Consider the following 20,150-nt stretch of genomic DNA (forward strand, 5'->3'; position numbering starts at 1 on the left):
GGTCATGACATGGACGGGATGAGCTGATGGCGGTCGACACGCGCGTCACCGACAAGATCGGGATGGCCCGCCGCGGCGTCGGCGTGGCCGGCTCCGGCCGCCCGCCCGGCCCCCCGCGCAAGGGCTCCGGGAAGACGCCGCTCGGACGCGCGGGCGCGACGCTGGCGCTGTTCGCGCTGCCGTCGCTGATCCTGCTCGTGCTGCTCAACGTCTACCCGGTCGTCTACTCCTTCCTGCAGTCGCTGCAGCAGGGGACGCCGTCGACGCTGCCGTGGGAGACGCCGTTCGTCGGGCTCCAGAACTACACCGACGTGCTCATGTCGGAGCAGTTCCGCAACGCGACGACGTTCACGATCGTGTTCACCGTCGTGGGCGTCTTCGGCTCGTGGCTCGTGGGCCTCGCCCTCGCGCTGCTGCTCCGCACCCGGATCCCCGCCAACGGGCTCTTCAAGGTGCTGCTGCTGCTGCCGTGGATCGTCCCGGTGGTCGTCTCGTCGACGTCGTGGAACTGGCTGGTGGCGACGCCCCAGAGCCCGGTGCCGATCATCCTGGAGACGCTCGGGTTCCCCGACGCGAACTTCCTGGGCGACCCCGTGCTCGCGCAGGTCGTGGTCTGCGTCTTCAAGGTCTGGATCAGCTTCCCGTTCATGCTGATGATGATGTCCTCGGCGCTCGCGTCGGTGGACACCAACGTCTACGAGGCGGCGAAGATGGACGGCGCGAACGCCTGGCAGGCGTTCCGCGGCGTGACCCTCCCGATCATCTCGAGGACCACCTACATCAGCTGGGTGCTGATGACGATCTTCTGCGTCAACGACTTCCCGACGATCTTCCTGCTCACGCAGGGCGGTCCCGTGAACGCGACGACGTCGCTGATCGTGCTGGCGTACCAGCAGGCGTTCCAGAACCTGCAGACCGGCCCGGCGACCGCGGTGGCCTTCATGATGACGGCCGTGCTGGTCATCGTGTCGACCCTGCTGTACCGGCAGATCAAGAAGGCGGACATCGAATGAGCCAGCCACTCGCGGCCGTCGGCGCCACCTCGGCGACCGTCGGCGACATCAAGCGCACGTCGGCGAAGGAGCGCGAGCAGAAGGGCCAGTGGTGGCGCTTCCTGTTCATCGCGATCATCACGCTGATCGTGATCACGCCCATCCTCGCGGTGCTGTTCCTCTCCACCCAGCCGGGGCAGAACTCGACGGCCACCGGGTTCACGCTGGAGAACTTCCAGCGCGTGCTCGGCGGCACCGACGTGATGATCTGGCTGGGCAACAGCCTGCTCGTCGCGCTGGTGACGGTCGTGGTCTCGGTCGTCATCGCCGCGCCCGCCGGCTACGTGCTCAGCCGTTCGCGGTCGCGGCTCGTGTCCGGGTACTCGCTCGTGCTGTTCGTGGTGCAGGCGCTGCCGGTGGTGACGGCGGCGATCCCGCTGTTCATCACGTTCTCGGCCATGGGCCTCATCAACACGCTGCAGGGCGTGGCGATCATCTACATCGGGTCGACCATGTCGGTCGCGATCTGGATGATGGCGGCCTATATCGACTCCATCCCCATCACCCTCGAGGAGGCGGCGTGGATGGACGGCGCGAGCGTGTTCAGCGGCTTCATCCACGTGGTGATGCGCAACTCCCTGCCGGGCATCCTCTCGACCGCGATCTTCTCGTTCCTGCTGGCGTGGAACGACTACCTGATCGCGCTCCTGTTCCTGCAGGACTTCACGAAGTACACCCTCCCCATCGGCCTCAACACGTTCTTCCAGCAGAACGCGGCCGACTGGGGCTCGGTGATGGCGGTCGCGGTCATCATGATGCTGCCGCCCGTGCTGATCTTCGCCTTCCTGAACAAGTACTTCAGCGTCGGCGGGATCGGCGGGTCGCTCGCCGGGAGGTGAGGCGGCCGGTGCGCGGGTGATGCCGCGCGCGAGACGAGAGCCCGCTCCGGGATCCCACGCGGATCCGGGGGCGGGCTCTCGCCGTGCACGGCGCCGGACGCTTCGTCCGCGAACGGATGGGTCCTAGGCTGAGCGGCGCGTCACGCACGCCGAGGTGCGCGACGCCGACCCCAGGAGCACGATGAGCGCCGCACCCCATCCCGCCGACCGCCACGACCTCATCCGCGTGCAGGGCGCACGCGAGAACAACCTCAAGGACGTCTCGCTCGACATCCCGAAGCGCCGCCTCACGGTGTTCACGGGGGTGTCGGGCTCCGGCAAGTCGTCGCTCGTGTTCGGCACGATCGCGGCCGAGTCCAAGCGCATGATCGACGAGACGTACCCGTCGTTCGTGCAGGGCTTCATGCCGTCGCTCGCGCGGCCGGAGGTGGATCGCCTCGAGGGCCTGACGACGGCGATCATCGTCGACCAGGAGCGGCTGGGGGCGAACCCCCGCTCGACCGTCGGCACCGCGACCGACGTCAACGCCATGCTGCGCATCCTCTTCTCGCGCCTGGGCGACCCGCACATCGGCTCGCCCAACGCGTTCTCGTTCAACGTGCCCAGCGTGCGCGTGCAGGGCTCGATGACGGTCGAGAGGGGCGCCGCGACGCACGCGGTCGCGCAGGACCACACGATGCTCGGCGGCATGTGCCCGCGCTGCGAGGGCCTCGGTCGCGTCAACGACATCGACCTCGCGCAGATCGTCGACGACTCGCGGTCGCTGCTCGAGGGCGCGATCACCGTGCCGGGCTACACGGCCGACGGCTGGCTCGTGAGGATCTTCGCCGCCTCCGGGTTCGTGCCCGGCGACGTGCCCATCCGCGACCTCACCGACGAGCAGCGGCACGACTTCCTCTACCGGGAGGCGACCAAGGTCAAGGTCGACTCGATGAACATGACCTACGAGGGTCTCGTGCCGAAGATCCAGCGGTCGATCCTGTCGAAGGACAAGGAGTCGATGCAGCCGCACATCCGGGCGTTCGTCGAGCGCGCGGTGACGTTCCAGACGTGTCCCGACTGCGACGGCACGCGGCTCGCGGCGCCGGCGAGGTCCGCCAAGGTCGCGGGGCTGTCGATCGCGGAGGCCTGCAGCGTGCAGATCTCCGACCTCGCCGCCTGGGTGCGCGGCATCGACGAGCCGACGGTCGTGCCGCTCGTGCAGTCGCTCGCGCAGACGCTCGACTCGTTCGTGTCGATCGGCCTCGGCTACCTGTCGCTCGACCGCGCCTCCGGCACGCTCAGCGGGGGAGAGGCGCAGCGCACGAAGCTCATCCGGCACCTCGGCTCGGCGCTCACCGACGTGACGTACGTGTTCGACGAGCCGACGATCGGCCTGCACCCGCACGACATCCAGCGCATGAACGACCTGCTGCTGCAGCTGCGCGACAAGGGCAACACGGTGCTGGTCGTCGAGCACAAGCCCGAGACGATCGCGATCGCCGACCACGTCGTCGACCTCGGCCCGGGAGCGGGGTCGCACGGCGGGGAGATCCGGTTCGAGGGGACGGTCGAGGCGCTGCGTGCCAGCGGCACCCTGACGGGGCGGCACCTCGACGACCGGGCGCGCCTCAAGGAGGCGGTCCGCGAGCGGTCGGGCGTGCTCGAGGTGCGCGGCGCGTCCACCCACAACCTGAAGGACGTGGACGTCGACGTGCCGCTCGGCGTGCTCACGGTGGTGACCGGCGTCGCCGGCTCCGGCAAGTCGTCGCTCATCCACGGCTCCGTCGCCGGGCGCGACGGCGTCGTGTCGATCGACCAGACGGCGATCCGCGGCTCCCGCCGCTCCAACCCCGCCACGTACACGGGCCTGCTCGAGCCCGTGCGCAAGGCGTTCGCGAAGGCCAACGGGGTGAAGCCCGCGCTCTTCAGCGCGAACTCCGACGGCGCGTGCCCCACCTGCAACGGCGCCGGGGTCATCTTCACCGACCTCGGGCCGATGTCGACGGTGTCGACGACGTGCGAGGACTGCGGCGGCAAGCGCTTCATGGCCTCGGTGCTCGAGTACACGCTGGGCGGCAAGGACATCAGCGAGGTGCTCGCGCTGCCCATCGCCGAGGCGCGCGCGTACTTCTCGGACGGCGAGGCGCGGACGCCGGCGGCGGTGGCGATCCTGTCGCGGCTCGAGGACGTGGGGCTCGGGTACGTGACGCTCGGGCAGCCGCTCACGACCCTGTCCGGCGGCGAGCGGCAGCGGCTGAAGCTCGCGGTGCAGATGGCCGAGAGGCAGGGCGGGGTGTACGTGCTCGACGAGCCGACGACGGGCCTGCACCTCGCCGACGTCGCGCAGCTGCTGGGCCTCCTGGACCGCCTCGTCGAGTCGGGGAAGACGGTGATCGTCATCGAGCACCATCAGGCGGTCATGGCGCACGCCGACTGGATCATCGACGTGGGGCCCGGCGCGGGTCACGACGGCGGCAGGGTCGTGTTCGAGGGCACGCCCGCCGAGCTCGTCGCGTCGCGCTCGACCATCACGGGCGAGCACCTCGCGGCGTACGTCGGCGGGTGATCGAGCGCCCGGAGGAGGGGAGCCCGGTGACGATGCCGCCGTCGGCCGCCGGGTGCGCGCGTCTCGATCCGGTCGAGCCCGGCTGCTCGCGGGGGCGAGCTGGGGATCCTCCGAGCGGAGTTGGCCACTTGGCCAAATTACCGTAGGGTCTCCTCATGCCTCCCCGCGAACACCGCCCCCAGGACGAACGACGGCGCCAGCTGATCGACGCGGCCGTCGCCGTCATGACCGAGGAGGGGGTCGCGGCCGTCACGACCCGCGCCGTGACGACCCGCGCGGGGCTGCCGCACGGGTCCTTCCACTACTGCTTCGACTCGAAGGCCGACCTCTTCTCGGCGGTGCTCAGCCAGGAGCTCCGCACCGTCCTCGTGGCGGCCTTCGACCCGCCCGCCGAGGCCCTCCCACCGGTCGAGCGCATCGCCTTCGGCCTCCGGGCGCGGCTCGACCTCGTCGCCGCGCGGCCCGACCACGCGCTCGCCCTCGTCGAGCTCACGGCTCTCTCGCACCGCGACCCGGCCCTCGCGCATCTCGCCCGGTGGGAGCAGGCGGAGTACCGGCGCGAGGTGACGCGCGACGTCGACGAGTGGACGGCGTCCGACGGGCTCCGGTGGTCGGCGCCGACGCCGCGGATCGCCGCCCTGCTCATCGCCGTCGCCGACGGCATCGCGAACTCCTGGCTCGCCGACCGCGACGACGAGGCCGCCCAGGCCTCCATCGTCCTGGCCGCCCGGTCCGTCGCCGCGCTGCTGGAAGGGAGCGGATCGTGAAGTGGCTCTGGCTCACCTCCGCCGTGGCCGTCGAGGTGACCGCCTCACTGGCCCTCCAGGCGGCCGTCGACGCCCCCGGCTGGTACGTGCTCGTCGTCGCGGGCTACCTCTCGGCGTTCGTCTGCCTGACCCGGGTGCTGAAGGCCGGCATGGCCATCGGCGTCGCCTACGGGATCTGGGGCGCCGCCGGCGTCGCGCTGACCGCCGTCATGGCCTCGGTCCTCTTCGGCCAGCCGTTGACCGGGGTCATGGTCGTCGGCCTCGTCCTCATCATCGTCGGCGTCCTGCTCGTGGAGCTCGGCTCGCAGCGTGCGCATGCGGCACGCGCCCGCGGTGCCGCGGATCACAGCGGCGGGACCGTCTGATGGGCTGGGTGCTGCTGTCGATCGCCATCCTGTGCGAGGTCGCCGCGACGATCAGCCTCAAGCTCGCGACCGACGGGAGGAAGGGCTGGTACGTCGTGGTCGGCATCGGCTACGTCGTCGCCTTCTCGCTCCTCGCCGGAGCCCTCGCGCTCGGCCTCCCCATCGGGGTCGCCTACGGCGTCTGGGCGGCGACCGGCGTCGCCCTCACCGCGGTGCTCGGGCGGCTCCTCTTCAAGGACCCGCTCACCTGGCTGATGAGCGCGGGCATCGCCTGCATCATCGTCGGGGTCGTCCTCATCGAGGTGGGCCACTAGGCACGCTCGGGCCGCCTCCGGATCAGGCGTCGTCGCGCATCTCGTACGCCGCCCGCTGCTCCTGCACCGCGCGGATGCGCGCGATGTCGAACTTGGGCCGGCGGTGGAAGTCGTAGACGCCGTTCTGCTCCTGGAACGTGTCGGTGAGCTGCGTGAAGCAGTAGCCGAACATCAGCGGATCCTCCAGCAGCACCTCGGTGAGGCCGCGGAACCGGGCGTGCCACTCCTCCTCGCTCGCGACGCGCTCGCCGTAGCCCCAGGAGACCGCGCGCTCGGGGTCGTCGCCGTCGGCGGAGGACGAGGCGGCCGCCGCCGCGTCGGACTCGGCCGGGTTCCACCAGATGCCGCCGTACTCCGAGACGAAGAACGGCTGGCCCGCGTACGGCACCGACATCGCGCGGCCGTCGAGGTCGTTGACGAAGGGGCGGCCGTCGGCGAGGCCGGCCTGCTCCAGGCGGAATGCGGCGGGATCCTGCTCGTAGGAGTGGGAGTCGTAGACGTCGGCGGCGGGCACGCGGTGGGAGTAGCCGGAGGCGTCGAGGACGGGGCGCGACGGATCCGCCGCCTTCGTCGCCCGGTACATCCCGGCGGTCACGTCGTCGAGCTGCGTGATGCGGTCGTGCAGCGGCTGGTACGTCTCGTTGAGCGGGCACCAGCCGACGATCGAGGGGTGGGAGCGGTCGCGGGTGACCGCCTCGATCCACTGGGTGATGAACGACGCCGTCGGCTGCTGCGCGTCCTTGCCGAGGCCGCCGCCCGCGCCCCAATCGCCGAACTCGCCCCACACGAGGTAGCCGAGCCGGTCGGCGTGGAAGAGGAAGCGCTCCTCGAACACCTTCTGGTGCAGGCGGGCGCCGTTGAAGCCCGCCGCCATCGACAGCTCGATGTCGCGCACGAGGGCGGCGTCGTCGGGCGAGGTCATGAGCGTGTCGGGCCAGTAGCCCTGGTCGAGCACGAGGCGCTGGAAGACCCGGCGGCCGTTGAGGAGCAGGTCCTGCCCGTCGATGGAGATGGAGCGGAGGCCGCCGTAGGACGCGACCTCGTCGACGACCCGCGCGTCGTCGCCGTCGCCGTCGACCAGGCGCAGCGCGATGTCGTACAGGTGCGGGTCCTCGGGCGACCACGGGCGCACCCGGTCCTCGGGGAGCCGCAGCACGACCCGCGCGCCGAGGACCGCGGGCACGGCGGCGCGCGTGATCTCGCCGGCCGCGTCCGCGAGCACGGCCTCGAACCGCAGGCCCGCGGTGCGCGGCGCGAGCTCGGGCGTCACGGTGAAGGAGGCGTCGCCGAGCTGCGGCTCGACGTGCACCGAGCGGATGTGCGCCTCGGGCACGGGCTCCAGCCACACCGTCTGCCAGATCCCGGTGGTGCGCGTGTAGAAGCACTCGGTGTTCGCGTACCAGGTGGCCTGCTTGCCGCGGGCCTGCGGCTCGTCGCGGGTGTCGCGGGCGCGGACCACGATGGTCAGCTCCTCCTCCTCGGCCCGCACGCCGAGGTCGGCCGTGAACGACGTGAACCCGCCGCGGTGCCGCGCGACCTCCTCGCCGCCGACCCAGACGGTCGCGTCGTGGTCGACCGCGCCGAAGTGGAGGAGGACGCGTCGGCCGCTCCAGCCCGCGGGGATCCGCACGGTGCGGCGGTACCAGACGGCCGCGAGGAAGTCGACGTCGCCGATGCCCGAGGCCGTGGACTCCGGCGCGAACGGCACCAGGATCTCCTCCGCCAGCTCGCGCTCGACGAGCCCGCGCTCGAGGCCGGAGTCGCCGCGGTCGCGCTCGAAGCCCCACGAGCCGTTGAGGACCAGCCAGTCCGGCCGGGTGGTCTGCGGGCGCGGGTGCTCGGGCTTGGGGATCGCGCGGGCGGGGGCGTCGGTCATGGGCGGGTCCTTCTGTCGCGGGAGGCCGGGCGGACGTGCTCGGGATCCACTCTCGCGCAGCCGGGTGGGACCGTCCCGGGAGGATCGCCGCGGGCCGGGAGGACCGCCGCGGGCCGGGCGCCGGGCACCCGGGCGCCCGGCCGACCGCCGCCTACCGCTCGTGCGGCGCGGCCTCCGTCTCGGCCCGGACGGTCGACGCCGTGGGCGGCGCCGCGTGCGCCCCGTGCCCGCCGTCGGCCGGCAGCCCCTCGGGCAGCTCGGTCGCGGGGACCCCGGCAGCGGCCGACGCGTGCGGGTGCGTGCGCTCGAGCGCCGCGCCCTCGATGTCGACGTCCGGCAGGATCCGGTCGAGCCAGCGCGGCAGCCACCAGGCCGAGCGGCCGAGCAGGTGCATGAGCGCGGGCATCAGCAGCATCCGCACCACGAACGCGTCGAGGAGCACGCCGAACGCGAGGCCGAAGCCGATGGACCGGATGATGGTCGACTCCGAGAAGATGAAGCCGCCGAACACCGACACCATGATGAGCGCCGCCGCCGTCACGACCGCGCGCCCGGCCCGGAGGCCCTGCACCACCGCGAGCCGCGCCTCGGCGCCGTGCACGTACGCCTCCCGCATGCCGCTCGCGAGGAACAGCTGGTAGTCCATGGCGAGGCCGAACAGGATCCCGACGAGGATCACCGGCAGGAAGCTCAGGATCGGCCCCGGGCTCTCCAGCCCGATCAGCCCCGCGCCCCAGCCGAACTGGAACACCGCGACGATGAGGCCGTAGGTCGCGAACAGCGACAGCACGAACCCGCCCGTCGCGATGAGCGGCAGGAGGATCGAGCGGAACACGACGATCAGGATCAGCAGCGACAGCCCCACGACCACGAGCAGGTAGAGCGGCAGCACCGCGGCCAGCGCCTCGGAGATGTCGATGTTGGTGGCGGCCTGCCCGGCGACGCCGAGCGAGATCCCGCCGTCGAGCTCGGGCATCGCGCGGATGTCCTGCACCAGCTGCTCGGTCGACTCGCTGTTCGGGCCCTCCTCGGGGAGCACCTGGAACGCGAGCACGGTGCCGTCGTCGGTGTTCGCGACGGGTGCCACGGCGACCACGTCGTCGAGGTCGTGCAGGGCCTGCGCGACGTCGACCTGGGTGGCGAGGAGGTCGGCCTCGGCGACGCCCGCGGGCACGTCGGCGACCACGAGCAGCGGGCCGTTGGCGCCCTCGCCGAACTCGGCGGCGACCGTGGAGAAGGCGCGCTCGCTGGTGGATCCGGCGGGCTCGCTCGACCCGTCCGGGAGCCCGAGGCGCATCGACAGGCTGGGGATCGCGACCACGAGCAGGGCCACGACCGTGCCGAGCACCGTGAGCACGGCGCGCGCGTTCGACATGGGCTTCAGGGCCTTCGCCGCGTCCTGCGGGCGGGCCGGGTCGGCGGCCGCCGCGCGCTCGCGGTCGCGCTTCCGCAGCACGCGCGCGCCGGCGAGGCCGAGCACCGCGGGCGTGAGGGTGATGGCGACCAGCACCGCGACGAGCACGCAGACGGCGCCCACCGTGCCCATCAGCGCGAGGAACGGCACGCCCGTGATGTTGAGGGCGAGGAGCGCGACGATCACGGTGGATCCCGCGAACACGACCGCCGTTCCCGAGGTGCCGTTGGCGAGCCCGATCGACTCGCGCACGCCCGTGCCGGCGAGCATCTGCTTGCGGTGCCGGTTGACGATGAAGAGGGAGTAGTCGATGCCGACCGCGAGGCCGAGCATCACGCCGAGCACCGGGGTCACCGACGCCATGTCCACGACGCCGGAGAACGCGAGCGAGGCCGTGACGCCGACGCCCACGCCGACCACCGCGGTGACGATGGGGAGCGAGGCGGCGATGAGCGTGCCGAGCATCACGATCAGGACGATGGCGGCGAACACGAGGCCGACGACCTCGCCGATGCCGAAGATCTCGGGGACGCCCTGCGCCAGGTCGGTCGCGAAGTCGACGCGCGTGCCGTCGACGGGGGAGTCCTGGAAGTGGGCGATGGCCTCCTGCTTGGTCTCCTCGGAGAGCTCGAGGCGCGGCTCCGTGAAGGAGACGTTGACGATCGCGGTCGAGCCGTCCTCCGAGACGACGCCGATGCCGTCCGTGAGGCCGAGGAGCGTGCGGCCGAGTTCGGCCTGCTCGGCGCCGGACTCGAGCTGCGTGCGGTTCGCGTCGACCGTCGCCTGCTGCTCCTGGAGCGCCTGGGTCTGCTGGTCGAGCTGGGCCTGCTGCGCGTCGAGCGGCGCGAGCTGGGCCGCCTGCGCGCCCGCGGCCTCGGCCTGCTGGCGCGCGGCGGTGAGCTGCTGCTGGCCGGCCTCGAGCTGCGCCTTCCCGGCGTCGAGCTGCTGCTGCGCCTGGTCGAGCTGGCTGCGGCCCGCGGTGATCTGCTCGTCGCCGCTCTGCAGCTGCGCGGCCTGGTCGGCGCGCTGCTGGGTGACGGCGAAGGGATCCACCACGGAGGCGACGCCATCGAGGTCGCCCGCGCTCGTCGCGAGGGCCGAGATGTCCGCCTTCTGCTGGTCGGTGAAGGCCGAGCCGTCGGTGGTCGTGTAGACGACCGTGCCGGTGCCGCCCGCGGTGTCCGGGAGCGTCCGGGCGAGCTCGTCGGTGACGGCGCCGGACGCCGTGCCCGGGATGTCGAAGCTGTTGCCGAGGGTGCCCGCGAAGGCGAGGAACGAGCCCACGCCGATCCCGAGGATCACCACCCACGAGATGATCACGACCCACGCTCGACGCGCGGCCATCGAACCGAGCCGGTACAGCACTGATGCCATGTCATCTCCCTCAGACGCTTCGACGATACGCTACGTCTCGTCTAGTTTCTGGAGCTACCCTGTGCAGGTGAACGAGCACCGAACCGGGCGGGTCCGCAGCGAGGCGGCCCGCGAGGCGATCCTGAGCGCGACGGTGCGCCTCATCCACGCCGTCGGCTACGACCACCTCACGATCGAGGGCGTCGCCAAGGAGGCCGGCGTCGGCAAGCAGACGATCTACCGGTGGTGGCCGTCCCGCGGGGCGCTCATCGCCGACTGCATGACCGAGGGCCGGCTGATCCCCGTGGAGTTCGCGGTGCCCGACACCGGCGACCTCCTCGCCGACATCGAGCGCTGGCTGACCGACGTGCTCGCCGTGCTCGACGCCCCGGCCGGCGGTCCGCTCGTGCGATCGCTGGTGGCCGCGGCCGCGGAGGACGAGGCCGTCGGCGACCGCCTGGGCGCGAGCCTCGGCGTCGACCGCGACCTGTCCGAGCGCCTCGCCTCGGGGATCCGCGCGGGCCAGCTCCCGCCCGACGCCCCCGTCGAGGAGCTGGGCCAGGCGATCCTCGGCGTCATCGTGCTGCGCGTGCTCGGCCGGAAGGCCGACCACGCGGAGAGCGTGACGCGGCTGGTGCGGTTCGTGCTGGGGTCGGGCGGGGCGCACGGCTGAGCGGACCGCTGTCGGAGGCGCGGCCTAGGCTTGCGTTACAACGTTGTAATCGGAGGCACCATGGACCGGCTCGATCCCGCGTGGGCACGACGGCGGTGGCTCCTCGCCATCCTCGGCGGGTTCGCCCTCGGCGGCTTCACCCTGTCGAGCTGGGCGGCGCGGCTGCCCTCCATCCGCGCGGCCCTCGAGCTGGGCGACGCGGAGCTCGGCTTCGTCCTGCTGGCGACGACCGCGGGATCCGGCGCGGGGCTCCTCGCCTCCCGCCTGCTGCTCAGCGGCGGGGGAGCGCGCAGGGGGCTCGCCACGGCGGCCCTCGCGATGGCCGCGGGCGTCGGGACGGTGGGGGCAGGGGCCGCGATCGGCAGCGTGGCCGTCCTCCTCGCGGGCTTCGCCATCGCGGGAGTCGGCCTCGGCTCGCTGGACGTGCTCCTCAACATCGACGGCGCCGTCATCGAGCGTCTGTCGCGCCGCACCCTCATGCCGCTGATGCACGCGGCCTGGCCGGCGGGCGCGGTCGTCGGGGCGGGCGTCGGCGCGGGGTGCGCGGCGCTCGGGGTCGCGCCGTCGGTCCAGCTGATCGGACAGGCGGCGGTCATCGCGGCCGCTGGGCTGGTGCTGGTGCGGGCGGTGCCGTCCGGGAGCCGGGGGACGCGTCGTGCGCGGCGCCGGCGCAGGGACGCACGTGCCCGGCGGGCGCCGCACGTCGACGCCCGGCTGCTGGCGATCGGCGTCGTGATGCTCGGGGCCGAGTTCGGCGAGGGCGCGGCCAACGGCTGGATCAGCGTCGCCGTCCGCGACGCGATGGGCCGGCCCGAGGCCTTCGCGGCCGCCGCGATCGCGATCTACGCGGCGGCGCAGGTGGTCGTGCGGGTCGCCGCGGGACCGCTCGTCGACCGCCTCGGACGCGCGGCGATGATCCGCTGGACCTCCGCGCTCGGCCTCGCGGGCGTCGTCCTCTTCATCCTCGACCTCGGCACGGTGCCGCTCGTGATCGGCGTGGTCCTCTGGTCCGTCGGCGTCTCGATGGGCTTCCCGCTCGGGATGTCCGCCGCGGCTGAGGGCGACGACCCGACCGCGCGCGTGACCCTCGTCGCGAGCGTCGGGTACGTCGCCGGCTTCGTGGGACCGCCGCTCATCGGCCTGCTGGCCCAGGGCTTCGGGATCCTGCCCGCGCTGTGGCCGGTGGCCGTGCTGTTCCTGGTGGGTGCGCTGCTGGCGCCCGCGTTCCGGTCGCGGCGCGGGGAGGCGTCGGCCGCGCCGGTCGGGTGACGGCTGCCGGCCGCACGAGGCCCCGCGTCACCCGGCCCCGCATCACCCGTACGCGTAGAACCCCTCGCCGGACTCCACGCCGAGCTTGCCCTTGTCGAGGTACTCGCTCTTGAGGTGCGCCGCCCACGCCTGCGCGCCCGGGTCGTCGCTCGCCGCGGAGATGGCGTGGGCGGTGCGGAGGCCCACCACGTCGTAGATCTGGAACGGGCCGAGGGGCGCGCCGGTGGCGATGCGCCAGGTGGTGTCGACCGTCTTGGGATCCGCGACACCCGTCAGCACGAGGCCCGCGGCTGCATCGAGCAGCGGCACGAGCAGGGAGTTGAGCACGTAGCCGGGCTGCTCCTTCTTCAGCGGGATCGGGACCATGCCGATCTCCTCCGCGAACGCGACCACCCGGTCGAACACCTCGGGCGACGTGCGCTCGGTGCCCATGATCTCGGCCGTGTTCTGCCGCCACACGTGGTTCGCGAAGTGCAGGGCGAGGAAGCGGTCGGGGCGGCCGGTGGAGTCGGCGATCGCGCTCGGCAGGAGCGTCGAGGAGTTGGTCGCGAAGACCGTGCGCTCGGGGGCGGCGTCGGCGATGCGGCGGTAGACGTCCTGCTTGAGGTCGAGGCGCTCGGGGACGGCCTCGATCACGAGGTCGGCGTCGGCGACGGAGGCGGCGAGGTCGCTCGTCAGCGTGATCCCGGCGGCGGCCGCGGTCGCGGACTCCCGGGTCTCCTCGCCCGACTCGGACACGTACTGCGCGACGATCGCGTCGAGCCGCCCGCGTGCGGCCTCGAGTGCGGAGTCATCGACGTCGTAGCTCGTCACGGTCTTGCCGTGGTTCGCGGCCTGGAACGCGATCTGCGCGCCGAGCACCCCCGCGCCGAGGACGGTGACCTTGGTGATGTCGGGCATGCGGACTCCTTCGTCGGCGGACGCGGGCGGCGGCGGGCGGGTCCCGCGGGCGGCGTCCCCTCCAGCGAAGCACCGGGCGGTGCGCGGCGGCCCGCGCGTGCGGGGAGCGGACATCGAGCGGACGCGCGGAGAGAGGGGCAGTGGGGATCGGCCGACGGTGCTGCCGGTCATTCGAGCCGCCCGAACTGGGGGCCACTCGGCCCCTTCGCGGGACCACGCAGCCTCATAGGCTCTAGCCGGTTACCCGCCAGTCAAGCCCCCCACGAGTTCCGTCGAGTTCCGCGCTGCCCGCGCTGGAGCGATGCGCAGATCTGCGCTCCGGCTCGTCATGGAAGAGAAGATGTGATGGTCCACGAGAATCCCGAACCCGATGTCGCAGCGCTGCCCGCGGAGGTCGAAGGAGAGGTGACGCCAGCGCGCCACAAGGTCTCTCGAAGGACCTGGATCATCGTGGGCTCGTCCGTGCTGGCGTTGGTCCTCCTCGTAGTGGCCGCGCTCATCGTGGCGAACCTCCTCCGGGAGCAGGCCGAGGCCAAGGCGGAAGCCGTCTCCGCGTACACGTCAGCGCAGACCTCGCACGGGAGTGCGCTGGAGGGCCTCCGCACCGCCATCGCCAACGCCGAATCGCTCACGGGGGTGACGGGAGATGACGAGGTCGACGACGTGGATCTCCTCGTCGAGCTGAGGGCACAGGTCGACGCGGCGCAGGAGAGCCTCACCGGGACGGATGTGGAGTACATCGACTCCGCCGCTCGGAGCAGGGAGGAAGTGGAAGCCGCCGCCGCCGAGCTCACGGAGGCTCAGGAGGAGGCGCGGGGCGCGTCGAAGAGCGTGAACGATGCGCGCGTCGCCGTGGCGGACGACGTGTCGGCGCGCACGGAACGGATCGCCGAGGAACAGCGAGCGGCCAAGACCGCTGCGGCGAAGGCGGCTGCAGGACCGGTCGCATTCGAGGATCTGTTCCGTTCCGGCAACAGCGTCATCGGCACCTACTACCGCTTCGAAGGGCGCATCATCCAGGATGCGGGTTCGGGGAGCTACCGAGTCAACATGACCAAGGACCCCGGATACTCGCGCGTGTTCTGGGAGGACACCATCCTCGTGTCCGTCGCGGGGACCCCGGGCACCCGTCTCCTGGAGGACGACATCATCTCCTTCACGGCGGCATCGGGGGGAGTGCAGAGCTACACGACCGTCTTCGGAGCGACCGTCACGCTGCCCCTGGTGATCGCGGAAGCGGGGGACATCTCGGTCACGGGACGAGCGGACTAGCTCGGCAGGCGACCTGCTCCTCCCGCTCGCCGTGGGCGTGCGATCACACACTTCGATCGGGCCGTCCCCGGCCGGCACTGGGTAGCGTCGAGGGGCGGATCCCTCCGCGGAGCACGGAGGACCACATGACCGACACCCCGAGGCGGAAGCCCCTCGAGCCCCTCGACCCGACCGAGCAGGGCGTGGAGGGCGAGCTCCGCCGCGACCGCTTCCTCGGCGACCGCGACCTCACGCGCTGGGTGACGCCGGTCGGGCGCGTGCTCGCCCGCGTCGTGCAGCGGATCATGCGCGTGCTCGGCCCGCACGCCGCCCTCGTCATCACGCTGCTGGTGGGCCTCGCGCTCGCCGTGGGCCTCTCGGCGATCGCCGCGCAGGTCTACGACAACGTGACCGACGCCGACGGGGTCGCCGGCCTCGACAAGCCGCTCCTCACCTTCATGCTCGGTCTCCGGTCGCCGGGGCTCGACACCGCGGCGACCGCGTACACGGACATCGCGGGCGTCGTGATCATGCCGATCATCGCGGTCGTGACGATGCTGTTCCTGGCCATCCGGCGCCGCTCGTGGACGCCGATCATCCTCGTGACGGCAGCGGGCGCCGGATCCCTGCTGCTCACCATCGCGGGGAAGAACATCATCGGCCGCGCCCGCCCCGACCTGGCCGACGCGGTGCCGCCGTACGAGACGTCGCCGTCGTTCCCCAGCGGTCACACGCTGAACGCGGTCGCGATCGCCGGGATCCTCGCCTACGTGCTCCTCCTCCGCCAGCACCGCCGCGCGACCCGCGTGCTCTCGATCACCGTGGCGGTGGTCTTCGCCGTGACCGTCGGCATCTCCCGCGTGTACCTCGGCCACCACTGGTTCACGGACGTGCTCGCGGCCTTCTTCCTCAGCGGCGCGTGGTTGGCGCTGGTGATCACGGCGCATCGGCTGTACCTGACGGCCAGGCGGCCGGAGGCGGTGGAGGCGGGCCCGACGCGCTGACCCGCCGGTCGTGTGCGACGGTGGACCCATGGCAGACCGACGCATGTTCGAGGACGACTCCGCGGCACGGCTGCAGCTGACGGGTGATCTGTCGCCTCGTCAGGTACTCGTGCTGATCGCGGTGACCGCTTTCATGTCCGCGTCCGCCCTCGCATTCGTCGAGCTCGACCTCGTCATGCGCGTCGTCGTCATGGCGGTCGTGATGCTCGTGCTCGTATTGATCGGGCGGGTGATCATCCGGCGCATGAACCTCCGCCGGCACCGCTAACCGGAGCACGCTCGGGTAGACCCGTGCGACCCTTGCCACATGGATTTAGAGGTCGGCCCCGCGCTGACCATCCCCGCGGCGGAGCTGCAGTGGCGGTTCTCGCGGTCGTCCGGTCCCGGCGGGCAGCACGTCAACACCTCGGACAGCCGGGTGCAGCTCACGTGGGACGTCGTGGGATCGCTCGTGCTGAGCGAGGCGCAGCGGGAGCGGATCCTCGAGCGGATCGGCCGGCGCCTGGTCGCGGGGACGGTCACGGTGACGATGTCCGAGCAGCGGTCGCAGCTGCGCAACCGGGTCGCCGCGATCGACGCGCTCCGCGAGATCGTGGCCGATGCGCTCGCACCGGCGGCCGCGGAGCGCCGCGCGACACGTCCCACGCGCGGCTCGCAGCGCCGCCGCCTCGCGGCCAAGACGCAGCGGTCCGCGACGAAGCAGCAGCGCAAGCGGCCGACCGGGGAATGAGAGCGGGCGCCACCTCCGGAGAAGGAGACGGCGCCCGCGTCAGCGACGGATCAGGCCGACGCGCCCACGGACACGTCAGTCCGGTCCCACCCCAGCGCCTCGCCGATCTGCTTGATCGCCGCGAGCGACCGCAGGTTGAAGTCCACCCCGAGCTGGTTCGGGATCGTGACGAGCAGCGTGTCCGCCGCGGCGATCGCCTGGTCGGCGCCGAGCTCCTCGATGAGGCGCTCGGCGGTGCCGATGTAGGAGCGGCCGAAGCGCCACTTCTCGCCGCCGACCTCGCCGACCTGGTCCTGGCCCTCGATCTGCGCGCGGATGCCGAAGTAGCGCTCCGACTCGTCGTCGACGATCGGGATGATGCTGCGGCTCACGCTCACGCGCGGCTCCCACGCGTGCCCGGCGGCAGCCCAGCCGTCGCGGAACAGCTGGATCTGCTCGGCCTGGAGCACGTCGAGCGGCACGCCGGTGTCCTCCGAGAGGAGCGTCGACGACATGAGGTTCATGCCCTGCTCGGCCGCCCACTGGCCGGTGGCGCGCGTGCCGGCGCCCCACCAGATCCGCTCGCGGAGGCCCGGCGACTGCGGGGTGAGCGCGACGCCGCCCGCGATCATGCCGCGCTGCGGGGCCGCGGTCGCGAGCTCCTCGCCCTCGAGCGCGCGGAGGAAGAGGCCCGTGTGGCGGCGGGCCATGTCGGCGTCGGTCTCGCCGTCCTGCGGCACGTAGCCGAATGACTCGTAGCCGGCCTCGACCTGCTCGGGCGATCCGCGGCTGATGCCGAGCTGCACGCGGCGGTTGGAGATGAGGTCGGTCATGGCCGCCTCCTCCGCCATGTAGAGGGGGTTCTCGTAGCGCATGTCGACGACGCCGGTGCCGATCTCGATCCGGCTGGTGCGGCTCGCGATGGCGGCCAGCAGCGGGAACGGCGCCGCCTGCTGGGGCGCGAAGTGGTGCACGCGGAAGTACGCGCCGTCGATGCCGATCTCCTCGGCCGCGACCGCGAGGTCGATCGACTGGAGCAGCGAGTCCTGGGCGGTGCGCACGCGGGATCCGCGCACGTCCTGCCAGTGGTTGAACGACAGGAAGCCGATCTTCGTGGCCATGGGGCGCTCCTCGGTGCTCGACGGCGACGGATCCGGGTGGATGCGTCTGCATGGAACGGAACCGCGCCGGGGCGCCCGCCTATTCCCGCGTCCGCTGCGCTTCGGTCGTGATCTGCGGCTCGCTCAGCTCGCGCTCCTCGAACTCACCGCGCCGGGCGCGTTCGAGGGCGGCGAGCAGTCGCCGCGCGCCGCCCGGGTTCCGGAGCAGGTGGGAGGTCTCGTCTTCGGCGGACATGGGAGGTCCTCTCGTCGGGATGAGGCGACGGTACCTGTACCTCCCGCGCCCGTCGGCCTACGCTCCGGACATGCACCGCATCTACACGACGTCGTTCGCGTCGGTCCACGTGCTCTACGTCAAGAAGGTCGAGCGCAAGGGCCGCACGCGCGCGGAGGTCGACGAGGCGATCACCTGGCTCACCGGCTTCGATCAGGCCGAGCTCCAGCGCCACCTCGACGCGGAGACGACGTTCCAGGACTTCTTCGCGGCGGCCCGCCTCACCCCGCTCGCCGACCAGGTGCGCGGCGTGATCTGCGGCGTCCGCATCGAGGAGATCGAGGATCCGCTGATGAAGGAGATCCGGATCCTCGACAAGCTCGTGGACGAGATCGCGCGCGGCCGGCCGATGGTGAAGGTGCTGCGAGGCAGCTAGCCGATCCGCTCCGCCTCCGCCAGCACCGCCGCCGGCAGCGCGGCGCTCGCGTGCAGCACCTCGATGCCGAGGAGGCGGCCGTCGGCGTCGAAGTCGAGGGCGACCTCGCCGCGGTCGCCGGGGGTCATGATCGAGTGGATCGTCGTGGCCGCCTCGCCGTCCCCGATCGGTTCCGCCAGCGCGATGTACGCGGCGTCCGCGGCCGGGTCGTACGTGACCCGCATCACGCGCCCGCCGCCATGACCCGACGGAACGCGGCGAGCGTCTCGCGCAGCACGTCGGCGAGGTCGGTGGCGCCGCCCTCGTCCGAGAGCCAGCGCCCGATGGAGACGCCGAAGACCGTCGCGGTGGCGTGGGCCACGAGCACGGCCGTGAGCGGATCCACCCCGCGCTCGACGAAGCCGGCGCGCACCGCCTCCTGCATCGCCTGGACCTTGCGCATCTCGCGCTCCTGCAGACCGGCGTCGGCGACGATGATGCGCTTCCGCGCGAGCAGCGTCGCGCGCCCCTCCGCGAACTGCGACGCGACGACCTCCGGGAAGCCGTCCTCGACGACCTGGAGCGGCGAGCGGTCGGGCGCGGCCTCGCGGATGATGCGCGTGACGAGCGCCGGCAGCTCGTCCTCCTCGGCGAACAGCACCTCGCGCTTGTCGGCGAAGTGGCGGAAGAAGGTGCGCGTGGTGAGGCCGGCGCGGGCGGTGATCTCGGGCACGGTCGTCTCCGCGAAGCCCTTCTCACGGAACAGCTCGAGCGCGGCGGCGGCCAGGCGCTCGCGCGTGTCCGGCTGCCATCTGCTCATGCGTCGATCCTAGTGATGACACGGCGTGCCATCGATGTGTATGGTGATGACACGCGATGTCATCGGATGTCGCGATGACCGGATGGAGATCCGCCGTGCCCACCGCATCCCCCGAGTCCGCCGCCTGGCTCGCCTCGTCCGCCGCCGACCTCACCGTCGGCCCGGCGCCGCGGACCGCTCCCCGGGAGGGCGAGGTCGCGATCCGCGTCCGCGCCGTCGCGATCAACCCGCTCGACACCATGAAGCAGCACATGGGCGACCTCATGTACCGCTGGCTGCCGCACCCCGCGGTGCTGGGGGAGGACGTCGCGGGCGTCGTCGAGGAGGTCGGCCCGGGCGTCACGCGCTTCGCCGTCGGCGACCGGGTCGTCGCGTACGCGGTCGGCATGGAGAAGGGGCGGCGCCACGCGCCTGAGGGCGGCTTCCAGACGCGCGCGATCGTGCGCACCGACCTCGCCGCCCCGATCCCCGACGCCCTGCGCTTCGAGGACGCCGCCGTCCTCCCGCTCGGCATCTCCACCGCCGCGTCCGGCCTCTTCGGCGCCGGCCAGCTCGGCCTGCGGATGCCCGACGCGACCATGCCGGCGACGGGGGAGACCGTGGTGGTGTGGGGCGGATCCACGAGCGTGGGCATGAACGCGATCCAGCTCGCCGTCGCCGCCGGCTACGACGTCGTGACCACCGCGTCGCCGCGCAACCACGAGCTCGTGCGCTCGCTCGGCGCGAGCCGCGCGTTCGACTACCGGAGCCCGACGGCAGTGCAGGACATCGTGCAGCACCTGGCCGGGCGACGCGTGGCGGGCGTGCTCGCGATCGGCACCGGATCCGGCGGCCCGGCCGTCGACGTCGCCATCGCCACGGGCGCGACGCGCGTCAGCATGGCGAGCCCGCCCGTCTCGTTCGAGACCCTGCCGCGCGGCGGCCGCATCGGCCTGCCGCTCGTGCGCCTCGGCCTGCGCATGGGCACGGCCACCCCGGCGCTGATGCTGCGGGCGCGCGTCCGCGGGATCCGCGCGACCTTCATCTGGGGCAGCGCCCTCATGCACGACGAGGTCGGCCCGATGCTCTGGGAGCGCTTCCTGCCGGCCGCGCTCGCCGAGGGCCGCTACGTCGCGGCGCCGCAGGCGGAGGTCGTGGGCGAGGGGCTCACGAGCATCCAGCCCGCGATGGACCGGCTGCGCCAGGGCGTCTCGGCGCGGAAGCTCGTGGTCGCGCTCTAGGGGACGGCGGTCATCCGTAGCATCGG

21 protein-coding genes are annotated in these 20,150 nt (G+C 72.4%); 14 read left to right on the top strand and 7 right to left on the bottom strand.

The window, feature by feature from the left end; all coding sequences use genetic code 11:
* Positions 1–26 precede the first annotated feature (26 nt).
* The 6 genes from H9X71_RS00565 to H9X71_RS00590 all read left to right on the top strand — a co-directional run bounded on the left by H9X71_RS00565 (position 27) and on the right by H9X71_RS00590 (position 5,885).
* On the top strand, positions 27–1,013 hold the full coding sequence (locus tag H9X71_RS00565) for a carbohydrate ABC transporter permease (protein ID WP_191147842.1): 987 nt from the start codon (positions 27–29) through the stop codon (positions 1,011–1,013).
* Positions 1,010–1,891 carry a carbohydrate ABC transporter permease gene (locus H9X71_RS00570; protein ID WP_191147843.1) on the top strand — a complete coding sequence of 294 codons (882 nt, stop codon included), beginning with the start codon at positions 1,010–1,012 and terminating at the stop codon, positions 1,889–1,891. Before H9X71_RS00565 ends, H9X71_RS00570 begins: the two co-directional genes overlap by 4 nt.
* Positions 1,892–2,072: 181 nt before the next feature.
* Positions 2,073–4,439 (top strand): ATP-binding cassette domain-containing protein, encoded by a 2,367-nt coding sequence (locus H9X71_RS00575; protein WP_191147844.1) that lies wholly within the window; start codon positions 2,073–2,075, stop codon positions 4,437–4,439.
* A 155-nt stretch (positions 4,440–4,594) separates the two neighbouring features.
* Complete coding sequence (locus H9X71_RS00580) at positions 4,595–5,206, top strand: TetR/AcrR family transcriptional regulator (protein WP_191147845.1); 612 nt, start codon at positions 4,595–4,597, stop codon at positions 5,204–5,206.
* Positions 5,203–5,571 (top strand): DMT family transporter, encoded by a 369-nt coding sequence (locus H9X71_RS00585; RefSeq protein WP_425321404.1) that lies wholly within the window; start codon positions 5,203–5,205, stop codon positions 5,569–5,571. Before H9X71_RS00580 ends, H9X71_RS00585 begins: the two co-directional genes overlap by 4 nt.
* Positions 5,571–5,885: a DMT family transporter gene (locus H9X71_RS00590; RefSeq protein WP_191147846.1), complete on the top strand. Its 315-nt coding sequence runs from the start codon at positions 5,571–5,573 to the stop codon at positions 5,883–5,885. The genes H9X71_RS00585 and H9X71_RS00590 overlap by 1 nt, the downstream gene beginning before the upstream one ends.
* Before the next feature lie 22 nt (positions 5,886–5,907).
* Here the strand turns inward: H9X71_RS00590 and H9X71_RS00595 are convergent, their stop codons facing one another.
* Positions 5,908–7,761: a glycoside hydrolase family 2 protein gene (locus H9X71_RS00595; RefSeq protein ID WP_191147847.1), complete on the bottom strand. Its 1,854-nt coding sequence runs from the start codon at positions 7,759–7,761 to the stop codon at positions 5,908–5,910.
* A gap of 151 nt (positions 7,762–7,912) precedes the next feature.
* Positions 7,913–10,549, bottom strand: a complete 2,637-nt coding sequence (locus H9X71_RS00600) for an MMPL family transporter (RefSeq protein ID WP_191147848.1) — start codon at positions 10,547–10,549, stop codon at positions 7,913–7,915.
* A 67-nt stretch (positions 10,550–10,616) separates the two neighbouring features.
* Between H9X71_RS00600 and H9X71_RS00605 the strand changes: the two genes are divergently transcribed.
* Both H9X71_RS00605 and H9X71_RS00610 read left to right on the top strand, forming a co-directional pair.
* Complete coding sequence (locus tag H9X71_RS00605; protein ID WP_244961679.1) at positions 10,617–11,201, top strand: TetR/AcrR family transcriptional regulator; 585 nt, start codon at positions 10,617–10,619, stop codon at positions 11,199–11,201.
* 60 nt (positions 11,202–11,261) lie between these two features.
* On the top strand, positions 11,262–12,470 hold the full coding sequence (locus H9X71_RS00610) for an MFS transporter (protein ID WP_191147850.1): 1,209 nt from the start codon (positions 11,262–11,264) through the stop codon (positions 12,468–12,470).
* Between the two features lie 42 nt (positions 12,471–12,512).
* Here H9X71_RS00610 and H9X71_RS00615 read toward each other — a convergent pair whose 3' ends face one another.
* Positions 12,513–13,370: a 3-hydroxyacyl-CoA dehydrogenase gene (locus H9X71_RS00615; protein WP_191147851.1), complete on the bottom strand. Its 858-nt coding sequence runs from the start codon at positions 13,368–13,370 to the stop codon at positions 12,513–12,515.
* Between the two features lie 345 nt (positions 13,371–13,715).
* On the opposite strand from H9X71_RS00615, the gene H9X71_RS00620 reads away from it, so the two are divergent.
* The 4 genes from H9X71_RS00620 to arfB all read left to right on the top strand — a co-directional run bounded on the left by H9X71_RS00620 (position 13,716) and on the right by arfB (position 16,355).
* Complete coding sequence (locus H9X71_RS00620; RefSeq protein WP_191147852.1) at positions 13,716–14,642, top strand: hypothetical protein; 927 nt, start codon at positions 13,716–13,718, stop codon at positions 14,640–14,642.
* A gap of 125 nt (positions 14,643–14,767) precedes the next feature.
* Positions 14,768–15,625: a phosphatase PAP2 family protein gene (locus H9X71_RS00625; protein WP_191147853.1), complete on the top strand. Its 858-nt coding sequence runs from the start codon at positions 14,768–14,770 to the stop codon at positions 15,623–15,625.
* A 28-nt stretch (positions 15,626–15,653) separates the two neighbouring features.
* Positions 15,654–15,893 (top strand): hypothetical protein, encoded by a 240-nt coding sequence (locus H9X71_RS00630; RefSeq protein ID WP_191147854.1) that lies wholly within the window; start codon positions 15,654–15,656, stop codon positions 15,891–15,893.
* A 39-nt stretch (positions 15,894–15,932) separates the two neighbouring features.
* Entirely contained in the window at positions 15,933–16,355 is a 423-nt protein-coding gene (gene arfB / locus H9X71_RS00635) for an alternative ribosome rescue aminoacyl-tRNA hydrolase ArfB (RefSeq protein ID WP_191147855.1), read from the top strand.
* Between the two features lie 50 nt (positions 16,356–16,405).
* Here the strand turns inward: arfB and H9X71_RS00640 are convergent, their stop codons facing one another.
* A complete protein-coding gene (locus H9X71_RS00640; RefSeq protein WP_191147856.1) occupies positions 16,406–17,455 on the bottom strand; it encodes an LLM class flavin-dependent oxidoreductase in 1,050 nt (349 codons plus the stop codon).
* A 79-nt stretch (positions 17,456–17,534) separates the two neighbouring features.
* A complete protein-coding gene (locus H9X71_RS00645) occupies positions 17,535–17,690 on the bottom strand; it encodes a type II toxin-antitoxin system Phd/YefM family antitoxin (protein WP_191147857.1) in 156 nt (51 codons plus the stop codon).
* A gap of 70 nt (positions 17,691–17,760) precedes the next feature.
* Here H9X71_RS00645 and H9X71_RS00650 point away from each other — a divergent pair, with 70 nt between their 5' ends.
* Entirely contained in the window at positions 17,761–18,105 is a 345-nt protein-coding gene (locus H9X71_RS00650) for a DUF2200 domain-containing protein (protein WP_191147858.1), read from the top strand.
* On the opposite strand, the gene H9X71_RS00655 is transcribed toward H9X71_RS00650, so the two are convergent.
* Complete coding sequence (locus H9X71_RS00655; RefSeq protein ID WP_191149018.1) at positions 18,102–18,329, bottom strand: DUF2283 domain-containing protein; 228 nt, start codon at positions 18,327–18,329, stop codon at positions 18,102–18,104. The two genes, H9X71_RS00650 and H9X71_RS00655, sit on opposite strands and share 4 nt — an antisense overlap.
* A complete protein-coding gene (locus H9X71_RS00660; protein ID WP_191147859.1) occupies positions 18,329–18,904 on the bottom strand; it encodes a TetR/AcrR family transcriptional regulator in 576 nt (191 codons plus the stop codon). Before H9X71_RS00660 ends, H9X71_RS00655 begins: the two co-directional genes overlap by 1 nt.
* Before the next feature lie 74 nt (positions 18,905–18,978).
* Here H9X71_RS00660 and H9X71_RS00665 point away from each other — a divergent pair, with 74 nt between their 5' ends.
* A complete protein-coding gene (locus H9X71_RS00665; protein WP_244961680.1) occupies positions 18,979–20,124 on the top strand; it encodes a zinc-binding alcohol dehydrogenase family protein in 1,146 nt (381 codons plus the stop codon).
* Positions 20,125–20,150: the final 26 nt, after the last annotated feature.

The sequence above is a fragment of the Clavibacter zhangzhiyongii genome, assembly GCF_014775655.1.
Taxonomy (GTDB): domain Bacteria; phylum Actinomycetota; class Actinomycetes; order Actinomycetales; family Microbacteriaceae; genus Clavibacter; species Clavibacter zhangzhiyongii.

Coding starts and splice junctions, on each gene's coding strand:
- H9X71_RS00575 (WP_191147844.1), top strand. CDS start 2,073: ATGAGCGCCGCACCCCATCCCGCCGACCGCCACGACCTCATCCGCGTG.
- H9X71_RS00645 (WP_191147857.1), bottom strand. CDS start 17,690: ATGTCCGCCGAAGACGAGACCTCCCACCTGCTCCGGAACCCGGGCGGC.
- H9X71_RS00620 (WP_191147852.1), top strand. CDS start 13,716: ATGGTCCACGAGAATCCCGAACCCGATGTCGCAGCGCTGCCCGCGGAG.
- H9X71_RS00570 (WP_191147843.1), top strand. CDS start 1,010: ATGAGCCAGCCACTCGCGGCCGTCGGCGCCACCTCGGCGACCGTCGGC.
- H9X71_RS00660 (WP_191147859.1), bottom strand. CDS start 18,904: ATGAGCAGATGGCAGCCGGACACGCGCGAGCGCCTGGCCGCCGCCGCG.
- arfB (WP_191147855.1), top strand. CDS start 15,933: ATGGATTTAGAGGTCGGCCCCGCGCTGACCATCCCCGCGGCGGAGCTG.
- H9X71_RS00615 (WP_191147851.1), bottom strand. CDS start 13,370: ATGCCCGACATCACCAAGGTCACCGTCCTCGGCGCGGGGGTGCTCGGC.
- H9X71_RS00650 (WP_191147858.1), top strand. CDS start 17,761: ATGCACCGCATCTACACGACGTCGTTCGCGTCGGTCCACGTGCTCTAC.
- H9X71_RS00640 (WP_191147856.1), bottom strand. CDS start 17,455: ATGGCCACGAAGATCGGCTTCCTGTCGTTCAACCACTGGCAGGACGTG.
- H9X71_RS00610 (WP_191147850.1), top strand. CDS start 11,262: ATGGACCGGCTCGATCCCGCGTGGGCACGACGGCGGTGGCTCCTCGCC.
- H9X71_RS00595 (WP_191147847.1), bottom strand. CDS start 7,761: ATGACCGACGCCCCCGCCCGCGCGATCCCCAAGCCCGAGCACCCGCGC.
- H9X71_RS00630 (WP_191147854.1), top strand. CDS start 15,654: ATGGCAGACCGACGCATGTTCGAGGACGACTCCGCGGCACGGCTGCAG.
- H9X71_RS00580 (WP_191147845.1), top strand. CDS start 4,595: ATGCCTCCCCGCGAACACCGCCCCCAGGACGAACGACGGCGCCAGCTG.
- H9X71_RS00600 (WP_191147848.1), bottom strand. CDS start 10,549: ATGGCATCAGTGCTGTACCGGCTCGGTTCGATGGCCGCGCGTCGAGCG.
- H9X71_RS00625 (WP_191147853.1), top strand. CDS start 14,768: ATGACCGACACCCCGAGGCGGAAGCCCCTCGAGCCCCTCGACCCGACC.
- H9X71_RS00590 (WP_191147846.1), top strand. CDS start 5,571: ATGGGCTGGGTGCTGCTGTCGATCGCCATCCTGTGCGAGGTCGCCGCG.
- H9X71_RS00665 (WP_244961680.1), top strand. CDS start 18,979: ATGACCGGATGGAGATCCGCCGTGCCCACCGCATCCCCCGAGTCCGCC.
- H9X71_RS00565 (WP_191147842.1), top strand. CDS start 27: ATGGCGGTCGACACGCGCGTCACCGACAAGATCGGGATGGCCCGCCGC.
- H9X71_RS00655 (WP_191149018.1), bottom strand. CDS start 18,329: ATGCGGGTCACGTACGACCCGGCCGCGGACGCCGCGTACATCGCGCTG.